Source organism: Actinoplanes sp. NPDC051475, assembly GCF_040689425.1.
Taxonomy (GTDB): Bacteria; Actinomycetota; Actinomycetes; order Mycobacteriales; family Micromonosporaceae; genus Actinoplanes.
Map to the genome: position 1 here is coordinate 187691 of NZ_JBFAZZ010000001.1, position 14430 is coordinate 202120.

Sequence of the window (14430 nt, forward strand, 5' to 3'; positions counted from 1 at the left end):
ACAACCGGGAGGAATCCCCCGTTCGGGGTCAGCTCACCAGGCGACGTTCCCAGGCCCAGGCGGCGATCTCGACCCGGTTACGCGCCCCGAGCTTGGTCTGCACGCTGCCGAGATGCGTCTTCACGGTGCCGACCGAGATGAAGAGCTCGGTGGCGATCTCGGCGTTGGTCAGCCCTCGGGCCGCCAGCTTCACGACGTCGAGCTCGCGCGGGGAGAGGCCGCCGTCGTCGTTGCTCGGCGCGGGCGGGGACAGGTGCTCCAGCAGCCGTACGGTGATCGACGGGCTGATCAGGGCGTCCCCGGACACCGCGGCGCGCACCGCCTCCACCAGCAGGGACGGGCCGGAGTCCTTGAGCAGGAAGCCGGCCGCGCCGTTGCGCAGCGCCTGGTGCACGTACTCGTCGAGGTCGAAGGTCGTCACCACGACCACCTTCATCGGGTCGGCGACGCCGGGCCCCGCCAGCAGCCGCAGCGCCTCGAGCCCGTCCATCCGCGGCATGCGGATGTCGAACAGCGCCACGTCGGGCTTCAGCTTGCGGGCCATGGCGACCGCCTCGACGCCGTCGGACGCCTCGCCGACCAGCTCCATGTCGGGCTGCGCACCGATGATCATGCCGAAGCCGGTGCGTACCATCGCCTGATCGTCGGCGATCATCACGCGGATCACCGCGTCACCTCCTGGTCCAGGGGCAGGGCCGCGTCGACCACCCAGCCGCCGTCGATGCCCGGCCCGGCGGTGATGCGCCCGCCGACCGCGCGGACCCGCTCCTGCAGGCCCACGAGACCGTACCCCGGCGCCTCCCGGACCGCGGGGGCCTTCGGCGGCAATCCGTCGTTCGCCACCCGGACCAGCAGCCAGTCGGGCGTACGCCGGACCCAGACGTCCGCCACCCGGGCGCCCTGGGCGTGCCGCCGGATGTTCGTCAGCGCCTCCATCACCACCCGGTAGGCCGAGGTGGAGACCTCCACCGGCACCCCGGCCGTGCTGCCGTCCAGATGCAACCGGGCCAGCGGGCCGCCGGAGTTCGTGAACTGCTCCAGCAGCGGGCCCAGCTCGTCCACTCCGGCCAGCGGGGTCAGCGGCGCGTCCGGCTGCGCGGTCGGGTCGCGCAGGACGCCGACCATGCGCCGCATCGATGCCATGGTCTCGGCGCCCGCGGCCTCGATCTGCTCCAGCGCCAGCAGCACCCGCTTGGGGTCCTGCTCGGCGATGAAGCGGGCGCCCTGGGCCTGCACCACGATGCCGGTCACGTGGTGGGCGATGAAGTCGTGCAGGTCGCGGGCGAACTCGGCGCGCTGCTCCGCGCGTACGGCGTCCATGGCCCGGCTCCGGGTCGACTCGATCGTCCGCAGGTAGACGCCGAGTCCGATGACGGCGGTGGCGAACAGGCCCTGGACCAGGCCGATGATGATGCGCTCGGTGTCCAGGCCGCTGCGCAGCGGCAGGAAGCCGAGCGCCATCGAGACCGCCAGGACGGCGCCGACGGCCCACTGCGGATCGCCCCGGCGGCTGACCACGAAGAGGACGCCCAGCAGGCCGACCAGCTCCGCGACGCCGTAACTGCCGCCGCCCGAACCGCCGGCCGCGACCACCATGGTGAGCAGCAGCGACGCGATGCCCAGCGCCATTGCGACTTTCGGCAGACGCTTCGATCCCTGCCGGTGCCGGGGCAGCCAGACGGCCGCGGTCCCGACCGCGCTCAGCACCTGGAGCAGCACCAGCGAGCCGCTGTTCGTCAGGCCGTTGGCCAGGTCGAACAGACCCAGGCAGGCCATCAGGAACAGGGCGGCGAGCTGCGCCAGGCGCAGTAACAAGTCGCGTTGCTTCAACATCGTGACCCAGCGTAACCGCTGCTCACCGGCCCTCCATCGGCCGAAAGGCAGATCCACGCCCGGCATCGATCCCCACCGCGGACCGATGCGCGGGGCATGCGTCCTCCCCCAGGATTCACCCCGTTCCACCCATCTGCGATCCCGGAGGCAATCCCCCATGTACACGCAGTCCCCGGCCGACGTGCCGACGACACCCGCCGCGGGCGGACCGGACGGGCGTCTGACCGCCGTCGCGGCCGAGGACCTGGTCAAGGTGTACGGCAGCGGCGACACCGCGGTACGCGCCCTCGACGGCGTGACGGTCGGGTTCGCCCGCGCCCAGTTCACCGCCATCATGGGCCCGTCCGGCTCCGGCAAGTCCACGCTGATGCACTGCCTCGCCGGGCTCGACACGGCTACCTCCGGCCGGGCCCTGCTCGGGGGCACCGACCTGACCGTGCAGCCCGACCGGGTGCTGACGAAGGTCCGCCGCGAGCGGATCGGCTTCGTCTTCCAGTCCTTCAACCTGCTGCCGCAGCTCACCGCCGAGCAGAACATCACCCTGCCGCTCGACCTGGCCGGCCGCACCGCCGAGCGCGGGCTGCTCGCGCACCTCACCGAGGTGCTCGGCCTCACCGGCCGCCTCACCCACCGGCCCAGCGAGCTCTCCGGCGGCCAGCAGCAGCGGGTGGCGCTGGCCCGGGCCCTGGTCGCGCGCCCCGAGGTGGTCTTCGCCGACGAGCCGACCGGCAACCTCGACTCGCGCTCCGGCGCCGAGGTGCTCTCGTTCCTGCGCAACTCCGTCCGCGACCTCGGCCAGACCGTCGTCATGGTCACCCACGACCCGGGTGCGGCCGCGTACGCCGACCGCGTCGTCCTGCTCGCCGACGGCCGTATCGCCGGCGAGATCGACCGCCCCGACCGCGCCTCCGTCGCCGAGGCCCTGCAGAGCCTGGGGAACCACCGATGAAGGTTCTCGGCACCCAGCTGGCCGGCGTCGCCAAGCGCCCGGCCCGCCTGCTGCTCACCGGCCTGGCCGTGCTGGTGGCGTCCTTCGTGGTCTATGCGACCGTGCTCGCCCAGCAGATCACCGAGCGCACGGCGCTGGAGGGGCTCAGCGGCACGCCCGCGGCCGTGGACCTCGTCGTCGGCAGCGACGGCAGCGAGTCCGGCGGCGCGGCCTCGATCACCACCGGCGACCTCGCCAAGCTCCGGGGTCTGCCCGGCGTGGCGGAGGCGGCCGGCCGGGTCGAGGCCTCCGGCGAGCTCAACGGGGACTACCTGAACGTCACGGCCGACCCCGGCTCCGGCCCGCTCACCGCCGTCCACGTCAAGCAGGGCGCCTACCCCTCGAAGCCGGGGGAGATCGCGGTCAGCCCGCGGACCGCCGACCGGATGGGCCTGCCCCTGGGCACCACGGCCACCGTCCACACCGCTTGGGACGACGACGGCAAGCCGATCAAGCCGGTGCAGCTCAAGGTCACCGGGATCGTGGACGCCGACAGCGACTACGGGTTCACCGCATACGCGCCGCAGGGCACCGTGACGCAGCTGCTCGGCGAGGATGTCGTGCAACGGGTGGACCTGCGCCTCGAGCCCGGCGCCGACGCCGACGCCGTCCGGACCGGTGCCGAGCGGATCATCGCGGCGGCCCCCGCACCGAAGGAGGGCTTCGTGCGGGCCGGGATCCGCGCCGGCGACGACGTGCGCCGCGCGGAGGCCGAGGAGGCGGCCTCCGAGGTCAACGAGGTCTTCATCGCGGTCGGCGTCTTCGTCGCCGTCGCGGTCTGCGCCGCCGGCCTGGTCGCCACCTCCACCTTCCGCATCGTCTTCGCCCAGCGGATGCGCCAGCTGGCCCTGCTGCGGGCGGTCGGCGCGGGACGCGGCGCGCTGTGGCGGGCCCTCGCCGCCGAGGGCGCGCTCACCGGCCTGATCGCCGGCGTGGTCGGCGTGCTCGGCGCGCTGGCCCTCGGGTACGCCGTCCCGCCCATCGCCGGCGCGTTCGACGTGGACCTCGCCGCCCCCGGCCTGCCCCTGCTGCCCGCCGCCGGCGTGGTGCTGCTGGCGGTCGCGATCACCGTGCTGGCCGTACTGGCACCGGCGTTCTCGGCGGCGAAGGTGGCACCGCTGGAAGCGCTGCGCTCCGCGAGCACCACGTCCGGGCGCAAGGGCATCGGCAAGCTGCGCGGCGCGTTCGGGCTGCTGCTTGCCGGTGGAGCGGCGCTGCTGGCCGCGTACGTCTTCATGAACCTGCCCGGCCGCGACCCGCGCAACTACGACCCCCAGCCGATGCTGCTCGCCGTCGTCGGCTCCGGAGCCCTCGCCTTCTTCGCGCTCATGGCCCTCGGCCCGCTGCTGGTCCGGCCCGTGCTCGCCACGGTCGGCTGGCCGCTGCGCCGCCTCGGCCCGGTCGGCCGGCTCGCGGTCGGCGGCGTCGGCGGTGCACCGCGGCGGGCGGCCGCCGTGTCGGTGGTCGTCGCGCTCGGCGTCACGCTGATCGCGGGAGTGGTCGTGACCGGAGCCTCGGTACGGGTGCTCGCGGACCGGGAGATGGCCTCGTCCGAGCCGGCCGACTTCGAGCTGACCGCCAACGGGGACGACCCCGTCACGCCCGCCGTCCTCGAGCAGGCGAAGGCCAGCCCGGACCTGACGCACGTGACGCCGTACCGCCGGCTGCCCGAGGTGCTCATCGGGACCAGCGCCACCGCGCTGAGCGCGACCGACCTGTCCATGACCACGCTGCCCGAGCTGAAGAAGATCGACGTCACCGCCGGCTCGCTGGCGGCGATCGGCCCGGGCAAGGTGGCCCTGGACGCGTACGCGACCGAGACGACCGGGCTGAAGGTGGGCGACACCACCACGTTGACGGCCGGCAAGAAGAAGAACAAGGTCCGCGTGGAGGTCGTCGCGACCCTGCCGGACTCCGCGCCGCTGCAGTCGTTCATCCTGGCCGACCCCGGCGACCTCACGAAGCTGGGCGCGCCGCAGACGTACTCCGGCGTGCTCGCCGACGCCGCCAAGGCCGGCGAGGAGGGGCGTACCGCCGGGCAGAAGGCCATGCGGCAGCTGGCCCAGGGACACGCCGGGCTGGGCGTCGACGTCCTCGCCGACCAGCGCGACCAGTTCAACACCGTGCTCAACGGCGTGCTGGCGGTGGTCATCGGGCTGATCGGGCTGACCGTGCTGATCGCGGTCGTCGGTGTCGGCACCACGACCGCCCTGTCGGTGGTCGAACGGGTCCGCGAGTCCGGCCTGCTGCGCGCGGTCGGCCTCTCCCGCGGCAGCCTGCGGATGATGCTCACCGCCGAATCCAGCCTGTACGGGGTGATCGGCGCGACGATCGGCGTGGTGCTCGGCGTGCCGTACGCCTGGCTGGCGCTGAAGGCCCTCGGGGTGAACGCGCCGCTGGAACTGCCGATCGGCCAGCTCGTGGTGGTGTTCCTCGTGCTGGTGCTCTTCACCGCGGCCGCGGGAGTTCTGCCGGCCCGCCGCGCCGCCAAGGTCAGCCCGGTCGCGGCGCTCGCCACCGACTGACCCGGTGCTCACCCCCGGCCGGTACCGTGCCGGGGGTGACGCCCGGTCAGGCCTGGCGGGCCGGCGGCAGGGTGAACCAGAAGGTCGCGCCGCGGCCGTCCTCGCCCTCCGCGTGGATCTCGCCGCCGTGCCGCTCCACCGCCCGGTTCACGGTGGTCAGGCCGATGCCGGTGCCCGGGAAGTCGGCGGCACTGTGCAGCCGCGCGAACGGCCGGAAGAGTTCGCCCGCCTTGCCCGCCGGGAAGCCCGCCCCGTTGTCGCGGATGTGGTAGCGCGGTTCCTCACCGGGCCCGCTCCAGCCGATCTCGATCGCCGGCTTCTCGACCTTGCGGGTGAACTTGGCCGCGTTGTTGATCAGGTTCTCCAGGATCACCCGGACCAGGCCCTCGTCGGCGTCGGCCGACATCGCCTCGTCCACCTTGAACTCGATCTCGCGGTCCGGGTCGCGGGCCTCGACCTCGCGGATCACCTGCCAGACGGTCTCGGTCAGGTCGAAACGTCGCCGGCGCAGGTCCCCACGGCTGGCCCGGGCCAGGATCAGCAGCGACTCGACCAGGTCGGCCATCCGCCCGGCCGCCGCGTGGATGCGCTGCAGCCGGTGCCGGGTCTCGTCGCCGATCGGTTCCTCGTCCTCCTCGAGCATCGACTCGGCGTAGCTGCTGATCACCTGCAGCGGCCCGCGCAGGTCGTGCGAGACCGAGCCGCTGAACGCCTCGAGCTCGCGGTTGCGCCACTCCAGCTCCTCCACCAGCGCTGCTCGCGTCTCGGCCAACTGCCGGGCGGCGCGCTCACCGGCGGCGTCGAGTTCCCGGCGCATCAGCTCCTCGCGGATCCGGCGGCTCTCGTCCAGCGACTGCTTGCGGCGGATCTGCGCCCGGACGTGCGCCCGCAGAGTCTCCGTGCCGTCCGCCGAGCGCACGTAATCGTCGGCCCCCGCCGCCAGGCTCTCGAGCAGCGCGTCGTCCTGGTCGCCGGTCATGACCAGCGGGGTGTCACGGATCTGCGGCACCTCCTTGATCCGGGCGCAGGTCCGCCGGCCGTCGCCGTCGAGGCCGAGCACGATGCAGTCCACCGGCTGGGCGGCGAGCAGGTCGAGGGCCGCGTCGCCGCCGGCGGCCGCGACCACGTCGTAGCCGTCGTCGCGCAGGGCGTCGCCCCACTCGTCGAGCCGGCGCCGGTCCCCGCTCACGGCCAGCACCTTGCCGGGACCGTGCAGGCTGCCGATCGCCTCGATGGGCAGCTGCTCGGCGCTGGTCCGCAGCACCGCGGCCAGCTTCGCGAGCACCACGGCCAGATCCTGCTGCTTGCGGACGAACGCGTCGGCGCCCGCCTCCAGCATCTGCACCTCGGTGGCGTAGTCGTCGGCGGCGGTCATCAGCAGGCAGGGCGTGTCGCGCAGCGCCGGGTCGAGCCGCATCCGCCGGATCACGGTCGCGCCGTCGATGCCGGGCATGATGCCGTCCACGATCACCGCCTGCGGCCGCCGCTCGGCCGCCGTACGCAGCCCCTCCTCACCGGAGGCGGCCGTCAGCACCGCGTAGCCCTCGGGCTCCAGGAGCTGGCGCAGCTGCTCGCGGAACGTCACGCTGTCATCGATGACCAGCACCGTCGTCCGCGGGTCGGCCGGATTGTCCTCGCCGAGCAGCTGCCGGGTACGGGCGACCACGTAGCCGGAGTCGTACGGCTTGCCCACGTACTCGTCCGCGCCGGTCCGCAGCCCGAGCAGCCGGTCGGCGACCTCCGCCTCGGTCGACAGCAGCAGGGTGACGGTGTCTCCGCGCCCCGGCAGGGTCCGCAGCTCCCGCAGCAGGTCCACGCCGTCGGCGTCGGGCAGCACCACGTCGAGCACCGCGACGTCGAAGCCGCCCGCGCGGAACGCCTCCCGGGCCTCCGCGCCGGTCGCGCAGAGCATCGTGGTGAAGCCGTCGGCCTCGAAGGCCTCGTGCAGGTCCATTCGTACGGTGAGACTGTCGTCGACGATCAGGACGGCGGGCGTCATCGGGCGGCCCCCACGCGCGGGGCCAGCTCGGCGAGCCGGGCGGCGATCCTGGGCGGGGACAGCACGTACGTGGCCGCGCCCAGCAGCGCGGCCTCGCGGGGCATGCCGTAGACGACGCAGCTCGCCTCGTCCTGCGCGAACGTGACCGCCCCGCGCGAGCGCATCCGCAGCAACCCGTCCGCGCCGTCGCGGCCCATGCCGGTCAGCAGGCAGCCGGCCGCCGACGGCCCGTACTCCGCCGCCACTGATTCGAACAGCACGTCCACCGAGGGCCGGCAGGAGTGGCGGGGTGGTGCCTGGTTGAGCCGGATCAGGCCGTCGGCGATCAGCATGTGCCGGTCCGGCGGCGCCAGCAGCACCCGCCCGGACATGGTGCGCAGCGGCACGCCGTCGGCCGCGTAGCTGACGTTGCGCCCGGTCTGCCCGGCGAGCCAGTCGGAGAACGCCACGGCGAACGGCTCGCTGGCCGCGATGTGCTGCACGCAGAGCACCGGCGTGCGGAAGTCGACCGGCAGCGCGCGCAGCAGATCGGTGACCGCGCCCGGCCCGCCCGTCGACGCGCCGACGGCCACCACGCTCAACGCCGACTCGGCCGGCGCGGGCACCGGCGGCCCCGCGATGGGCTCGGCCCGCCTGCGGCCGTCGAGCCGGGCGCGCGGGTGGGTGATCACCCGGATCCGGGCCACCATCCGTACGGCCGAGCAGAGCCGCCGCCCCCACCCGGCGTCCGAGTCGTCGCCCCGCGGCTTCTCGAGCACGTCCACGGCGCCCGCCGCGAGCGCGTTGTACGTGCTGAACAGCTCCTGCCGGTCGGCCGAGGACACGACCAGGATCGGCGTCGGGAACTCGGCCATGATGTGCTCGGTGGCGACCAGCCCGCTCATGGTGGGCAGCATCATGTCCATCGTCACCACGTCCGGGCGCAGCCGTCCGACCATCTCCACCGCCTGCCCGCCGTCCAGGGCCTCGCCGACCACCTGCAGCTCCGGATCCCCGGCGAGCGACTCGCGCAGGTGGTGCCGCATGGTCGACGAGTCCTCGACCACGAGTACGCGGATCATGACGCCACCAGCCGTCGGATGTGGGCGAGCAGTTCCTCCTGGTTGAACTCGCCCTTGACCACGTACGCGCTCGCACCCACCGCGGTGCCCCGGGCCCGGTCCTCGGCGCTGGCGCGGGAGCTGACCAGGATCGCGGGCACGCCGGCGAGGTCCGGGTCGGCGCGCGTCTCGGCGACGAAGGTGAAGCCGTCGATGCCGGGCATGTCGATGTCGGTCAGGTACAGCCCGTACCGGCGGGAGCGGGCCTTGTCGAGGCCCTCCTCGCCGGAGGCGGCCAGGTCCACCTCGAAGCCGGCCGACTCGAGGATGCTGCGCTCGAGCATCCGCGTGGTGAGCGAGTCGTCGACGACCAGGATCGGCAGCCGCTGCGGGGGCGCCGGGGGCGGTGCCGCGCCCCCGGCGCCGATCCGCGACGTCTCGGCGATCAGGCCGTGCGCGTCGAGGACCAGGCGCGGGTTGCCGTCGAGATCCATGGCCACGCCGCCGATCACCGCGGCGGCGGGTGCCAGCTCCGGCAGGGGCCGTACCACCAGCGTGGAGGTGCCGGCGAGCCGGTCGACGCCCACCGCCACGGAGTCGCCGTCCGCGGTGACCAGCACCGCGACGCCCGGGCCGCCCCCTTCGGGCACGGTGGTGCCGGCGTACAGGGCGCGGGCCAGGGGCAGGAACGGTACGGCCTCGCCGTCGTGCGCGAGCTTGCCGGTCACCGCCGCCGCCGTCGCCTGCTCGGGCACCAGGCGTACGCAGGTGCGCACGCTGTCCAGCGGCACGGTGGCGACGGTGCCGGCCGCTTCGACGACGAGCCCGTGCAGCGACAGCAGGGCCAGCGGCAGCACCAGCTCGATCGTCGTTCCCCGTCCTGCGGTGGTCCGCACGCTGACGTCCCCGCCCAGCTGCGCGGCGGCGTCGCGGGCCATGTCGAGGCCGATGCCGCGCCCGGCCACCTCGGTCACCGTGGGGGAGGTGCTGATCCCGCCGCGGAACACGAGGTCGAGCAGGGTGCGCTCGTCGGGTTCCGGACCCCCGGGGGCGAGCAGCCCGCGGGCCTCGGCGGTGCGCCGGAGGGCCGCCAGGTCGAAGCCGCGGCCGTCGTCCGTACACAGGAACGCCGCGTAGCGGCCGCGGCGCTCGACCGCCACGGCCACCGTGCCCTCCGCGGGTTTGCCGGCCTGGGCCCGCTGCTCAGGCGGCTCGATGCCGTGCACGACCGCGTTCCGTACGATGTGCAGCAGCGCGCCGCTGGCGAGCGCCAGCACGTGTGGGTCCATCCGCAGGTCCCCGCCGCGGGCCTCGAAGTGCACCCGCCGCTCTTGCGCGTCGGCCGCGTCGCGCACGGCCCGGTGCAGTGCGGTGAAGATGCTGGACGCGGCGACCAGCCGGAGCCGCTCGGCCCGGCCGCGGATCTCGTCGAGCTCGCGTTCGACCTGATCGACCGTCGTGGTGAGCCGGCGCCCGAAGGTGCTCAGGTCGGCGGCCAGCCGCTGGGCCGCGGCCCGCGCCGCCTCGGAGGGGGCCGCACCCGACGCGGCGCGCAGTTGCTCGGCCAGCGACTCGGCGGCCTGGTGCAGCTCGTCCATCGAGGCGCCGCCGCTGCGTAGCGGCGCGAACCGGGCGTGCGCCTCGCCGACGGCGTCGAGCAGGTCGTCGACGTCCGCCGTGGCGGCGCGCGCGACCGGCGCCGGGTCGCCGGCGGGTGCCGCTCCGGGTGCCGCGGGCCGCTGACGCCCCTCCGTCGGGGGCGCCGGGACGGCCATGTCACCCGCGGGCGGCTCGGCCGTCTCGCCGGCGGCGGAGGGTTCCAGGGCCGCCACGTACGCCTCGATCTCGTCGTTGAGGCGCAGCAGTTCCCGCAGCTCGTCGGTGGGCAACGGCCCGTCGACGCTGCGGTGCGGGACGAGCACCTCCTCGAAGGCGTGCGCCCGGTCGGCGATCTCCTGCTGGCGCACGACCCGGGCGGCGCCCTTGAGCGTGTGCGCGAAGCGCAGCAGCCGGGCCACGGGTTCGGTGCCGGGGTGCTGGTCGAGGTCCAGCACGCCGGCGCTGATCTGGTCGACGAGCTCGCGCGCCTCCATCCGGAAGTAGCGCAGCGGATCCGCGCTCATCGGCGACCGTTGCCGACGAGCTTGAGCAGGTCGCTCGAGAGGGTCGCCAGGTGCGTCGCGGTCTGCCGGGTCTGCACCGCGCTCGCCTCGCTCTCGCGGGTGACCCGGGCGGTGTCGTTCGCGGCCACATTGACCTGCTCCACCGCCGTGGTCTGCTGCTTGGTGGACAGCTCGATCTCGCGGGTGGCGTCGTTGGTGGTGGCGACGAGCCCGGCGATGCGCCGGAACGAGTCGGTGGCGTCGTCGAACTGCCGGGCGCCCGCGTCGACCGACTTGGCGCCGATCTCGGTGGCCATGACGGTGGTGTTCACCGCGCCGCGGACGTCCTCGATGAGGGCCCGGATCTCCTTGGCGGAACCCGCGGTCCGGTCGGCGAGCTTGCGGATCTCCTCCGCGACCACCGCGAACCGGCGCCCCCACTCGCCCGCGCCGCTCGCCTCGATGGTGGCGTTGATCGCCAGGATGTTGGTCTGCTCGGCCAGCTCGGAGACGAGGTCGACGACGCCGCCGATCTGCTGCGACTTCTCCCCGAGCGCCAGCATGTGCTGCACGATCTGGTCGACCTGGGTGCGGATCGCCCCGATGGAGGTTCGGGTCTGGTCGATGGTCGCGTCGCCGGTCCGGGCCGCCTCCGAGGTCTCCTCGGCGATCTTGGACACCCGCTGGGCGCTCTCCGCGATCTGCCGCGACGTGATGAGCAGCTCGCTGATCGTGGTGGTGATCTCGCTCATCGCGCTGGCCTGGTCCCGGCCGCCGCCGGCCTGCTGGGTGGCGGCGGCCTCCAACTGGGCCGAGGAGCTCTGGATGTGCCCCACCGCGGTGCCCACCTCGCGCCGCAGGTCCCGGCTGAGCTTCCAGGCGACCGAGGTGCCGAAGACCAGCGCCAGCGCGCCCAGCGCGACGATGACCACGATGGAGCGGGTGGCCTTGGCCGACGCCTCCCGCCGGGCCGTCTCGACCACCGCGCGGACCCGCGCCGTCAGGGCGGCGATGGCGCCCCGCAGCGCCTCACGGGCCGGGGCCAGGTCGGTCGCGTTGAGCTGACCGAGGCTCTTCAGGTCATCGATCGTCTTGCGACGTTCAATGACGGGATCCAGCGCAGCCGCATGCGTCGCCTCCGCGGAGGTCACCGCATCCAGCAGATTTCGTGCGTTCGGGTCCGTCAGGGTGCCGCGCAGACGGGCGACCAGTGCGAGGAACTCCTGGCGGTCCGCGACGGCGGCGTTCAGGTCGTCCTGACTGCCGGTGATCAGGTAGCCGCGGCCGTCGGAGATCCGGCTCTCCGCCTTGGTGGACAGGTGTTCCGCGCTGACCAGGTCCGCCACCGCGACCTTGATGGCCTCGTCCTTGGCGTCCACCACGACCGAGAGCGCGGCCACCGAAGCCGCGCAGATGAGCAGGGTCACGAACACGGTTATGCCGAAGCCGGCCGCCAGTTTGGTGCCGAAGGTCCGTTTGGCCATCATCGCTCCTCGGGGACGTACGGGTGGTGGCCGGTGAGCTGGTGCACGACAGCCCGGGCGGCGGGCAGGTCGACGATCGGGCGGGTACCGCCGGCCAGGGGCACCATGCCGCGCAGGATGGCGGGGCCGTCGGGCCCGGCGGCCTCCTCGACGATCTCCGTCGCCGCCACCCGGACATGGCCGTCCAGTTCGTGGAAGGCGAGCGCCAGCGGGGGAGTGCCGGCGGCGAGCACGAGCCAGCGCGGCCGCTCCGGCACGGCGTGCCCGAGCAGGGCGGCGAGGTCGTAGACGGGGACGATCGCGCCGCCGAAGCCCGCCACGCCGAGCAGGGCGGCGTGCGGTCCGGGCAACGGCGTCACGGGCCGGTCCGAGTGCAGCCCCGAGGCCTGGGACAAGCGCAGCGCGTACGGGCGCCCGCCCGCGTGCACGGCGAGCAGTTCGGCGTACTCGACGTCGTGGCGGCGAGCCGGCTCGGCGAACGAGCGGTCGAACTCCTCCCGCAGCTCGGCCAGCCGCTGGGACACCTCGTTCGGGCTCATCGGCGTACCCCGCCGGACTCGAGCTCGGCGCGGCACAGGGTGGTCAGCGCGATCCGCCCGAAGCCGCCGCCGAACAGCGTCAGCCGGTGCTCGGCCTCCTGCCGGAGCAGGACGAGGGCCTGTTCCAGTTCGACGCCGGCGGCCTCGTGGTCACCGCGGCGCCGCGCCAGCAGGCCGAGCCGGAGCCGCGGCATCGCGAACCCGGGATCGAGGTACGTCGCCAGCCGGTAATGGCCGATCGCCACATCGACGGACGCACCGCCCTCGAGGCAGACGCCGAGCTGGTGGTGGGCGTCGGCGTACAGCCCGTCGGTGTCCAGCAGCCGCCGGCAGCCCATCTCGGCCTCCTCGAGGCGGCCGGCCTGGCCCAGCAGGACGCTGTGCAGCAGCAGGTCGCGAGGGGAGGGCCGGGCGTCGAGGCCGGCCTCGACGCAGGCGAGCGCCTCGGCGAAGCGTTCCTCCTGCAGCAGCCCCAGCGCCTTGTCGTACGTGCCGCGCTGCCCCGCCGGCACGGGGGGCAGCGGACGCGGCGGTGCGGTCCGCACCGGCTCCGGCCCGAGGCGCGGCTCCGGCGCGGCAGGGGCGGGCACCGCGGACCGGCGGTAGTAGAACGTCCGGTGCGTGTGCTGCGGCTGCAGCCCCTCGGGCCGGGTGCCGAGCGAGTCGGTGTGCCCGAGGAACAGGTAGCCGCCCGGGGCCAGGGCGCGGGTCATCCGCCCGACCAGGGAATCCCGCAGCTCCGGGGTCAGGTACATGAGCAGGTTCCGGCAGAAGATCACGTCGTACTGGCCCGCGCGCCACAGCAGCTCGTCCTCGGTGGCCACGTTGTAGCGGCGGAACCGTACGGCGGCGCGGATGCGGGGATCGAGCACGTGGTCGCCGTCCACCGGCCGGAACCAGCGCTCCCGGATCCCGTCCGGCGTCTCCCGCAGCGCCCAGGCCGAATACACGGCGCGTTCGGCCTGGCGCAGGACCGCGGGGCTGGCGTCCAGCCCGAGGACCGCCACGATCCAGTCCGGATCCGGCTGCGCCTCCCGGGCGACGATGCCCATCGAGTACGCCTCCTCGCCGGACGAGCACCCCACGGAGAGCATGCGCAGCACCCGCTGGGCGCGCCGGTCCTCGAGCCGCTCGGGCAGCGCGACCTCGGCCAGCGCCCGGAACTGCTCGCCGTGCCGGAAGAAGTACGTCTCATTGATGGCGAGGTCCTCGGCGAGGGCGGTCAGCTCCGAATCCCAGCCGCCGCCGGCGAGCCGCCGCAGGTACGCGGTCGGCGGCAGCCCCACGGCGTCCACCCGGCGCCGCAGCGCCTGGGTGAGCTGGGGCACGTCGTTGTCGTCGAAGACCCACCCGAGCTGGACGGCCAGCACCGACCGGAACCGGATGACGTCGGGACCCGCTCTCACGACGGCACCGCCAGATCCGCGGCCGCCGACCACACCTCGTCGGGGACGAGCCGCATGCTCTGCAGCACCAGGACGGGCTCGGCGTCGAGGGTGCCGACGGCCGCGACCAGGCGGGCCGGCGCGTCGCCCAGCAGCGCCTCGTGCCGCGCCGCCGCGTCCGCCGCGACCGGCCGTACGCCCTGGATCTCCCCGATCGCGAAGGCCACCGGGCCCCGCTCGGTGCGCACCGCGACGAACCGGCGCACCGGGGCGGTCACCCCGCCGAGCAGCCGGGCGACGTCGACGACCAGGGTCGGCGCGCCGCGCATGATGCAGATGCCGCTGACGAACGGCGGCGTGCCGGCCAGCGGGTGGACGGCCAGGGGACGCATCGTCTCGATGACGTCCTCGATGCGGACGGCGCAGAGCAGCGGGCCGGCCCGGAAGACGAGCGACGTCGCACCGCCGGGCGGCCCCGACGGTGGCGCCATTTGTCCCGGCTGCCCCATTCGCTCAGGTTAGCGGGCAATTCCGG

11 protein-coding genes are annotated in these 14430 nt (G+C 74.2%); 2 read left to right on the top strand and 9 right to left on the bottom strand.

The window, feature by feature from the left end; translation table 11 throughout:
- Positions 1–28: 28 nt before the first annotated feature.
- Together AB0368_RS00905 and AB0368_RS00910 are read right to left on the bottom strand one after the other, a co-directional pair.
- On the bottom strand, positions 29–667 hold the full coding sequence (locus AB0368_RS00905; RefSeq protein ID WP_364710164.1) for a response regulator transcription factor: 639 nt from the start codon (positions 665–667) through the stop codon (positions 29–31).
- Positions 664–1833: a histidine kinase gene (locus tag AB0368_RS00910; RefSeq protein ID WP_366151665.1), complete on the bottom strand. Its 1170-nt coding sequence runs from the start codon at positions 1831–1833 to the stop codon at positions 664–666. The genes AB0368_RS00905 and AB0368_RS00910 overlap by 4 nt, the downstream gene beginning before the upstream one ends.
- Positions 1834–1990: 157 nt before the next feature.
- On the opposite strand from AB0368_RS00910, the gene AB0368_RS00915 reads away from it, so the two are divergent.
- Together AB0368_RS00915 and AB0368_RS00920 are read left to right on the top strand one after the other, a co-directional pair.
- A complete protein-coding gene (locus tag AB0368_RS00915) occupies positions 1991–2782 on the top strand; it encodes an ABC transporter ATP-binding protein (RefSeq protein WP_366151666.1) in 792 nt (263 codons plus the stop codon).
- Positions 2779–5346 (top strand): ABC transporter permease, encoded by a 2568-nt coding sequence (locus tag AB0368_RS00920; protein WP_366151667.1) that lies wholly within the window; start codon positions 2779–2781, stop codon positions 5344–5346. The genes AB0368_RS00915 and AB0368_RS00920 overlap by 4 nt, the downstream gene beginning before the upstream one ends.
- Before the next feature lie 46 nt (positions 5347–5392).
- On the opposite strand, the gene AB0368_RS00925 is transcribed toward AB0368_RS00920, so the two are convergent.
- The 7 genes from AB0368_RS00925 to AB0368_RS00955 are packed head-to-tail and all read right to left on the bottom strand — an operon-like array spanning position 5393 to position 14404.
- Positions 5393–7345, bottom strand: coding sequence for a response regulator (locus tag AB0368_RS00925; protein ID WP_366151668.1), 1953 nt, complete (start codon positions 7343–7345; stop codon positions 5393–5395).
- A complete protein-coding gene (gene cheB / locus AB0368_RS00930; RefSeq protein WP_366151669.1) occupies positions 7342–8406 on the bottom strand; it encodes a chemotaxis-specific protein-glutamate methyltransferase CheB in 1065 nt (354 codons plus the stop codon). The genes AB0368_RS00925 and cheB overlap by 4 nt, the downstream gene beginning before the upstream one ends.
- Positions 8403–10508 (bottom strand): response regulator, encoded by a 2106-nt coding sequence (locus AB0368_RS00935; protein WP_366151670.1) that lies wholly within the window; start codon positions 10506–10508, stop codon positions 8403–8405. The genes cheB and AB0368_RS00935 overlap by 4 nt, the downstream gene beginning before the upstream one ends.
- Entirely contained in the window at positions 10505–11971 is a 1467-nt protein-coding gene (locus AB0368_RS00940) for a methyl-accepting chemotaxis protein (protein ID WP_366151671.1), read from the bottom strand. Before AB0368_RS00940 ends, AB0368_RS00935 begins: the two co-directional genes overlap by 4 nt.
- Complete coding sequence (locus tag AB0368_RS00945; RefSeq protein WP_366151672.1) at positions 11971–12510, bottom strand: chemotaxis protein CheW; 540 nt, start codon at positions 12508–12510, stop codon at positions 11971–11973. Before AB0368_RS00945 ends, AB0368_RS00940 begins: the two co-directional genes overlap by 1 nt.
- On the bottom strand, positions 12507–13916 hold the full coding sequence (locus tag AB0368_RS00950) for a CheR family methyltransferase (RefSeq protein WP_366151673.1): 1410 nt from the start codon (positions 13914–13916) through the stop codon (positions 12507–12509). The genes AB0368_RS00945 and AB0368_RS00950 overlap by 4 nt, the downstream gene beginning before the upstream one ends.
- A complete protein-coding gene (locus tag AB0368_RS00955) occupies positions 13913–14404 on the bottom strand; it encodes a chemotaxis protein CheW (RefSeq protein WP_366151674.1) in 492 nt (163 codons plus the stop codon). The genes AB0368_RS00950 and AB0368_RS00955 overlap by 4 nt, the downstream gene beginning before the upstream one ends.
- Positions 14405–14430 lie beyond the last annotated feature (26 nt).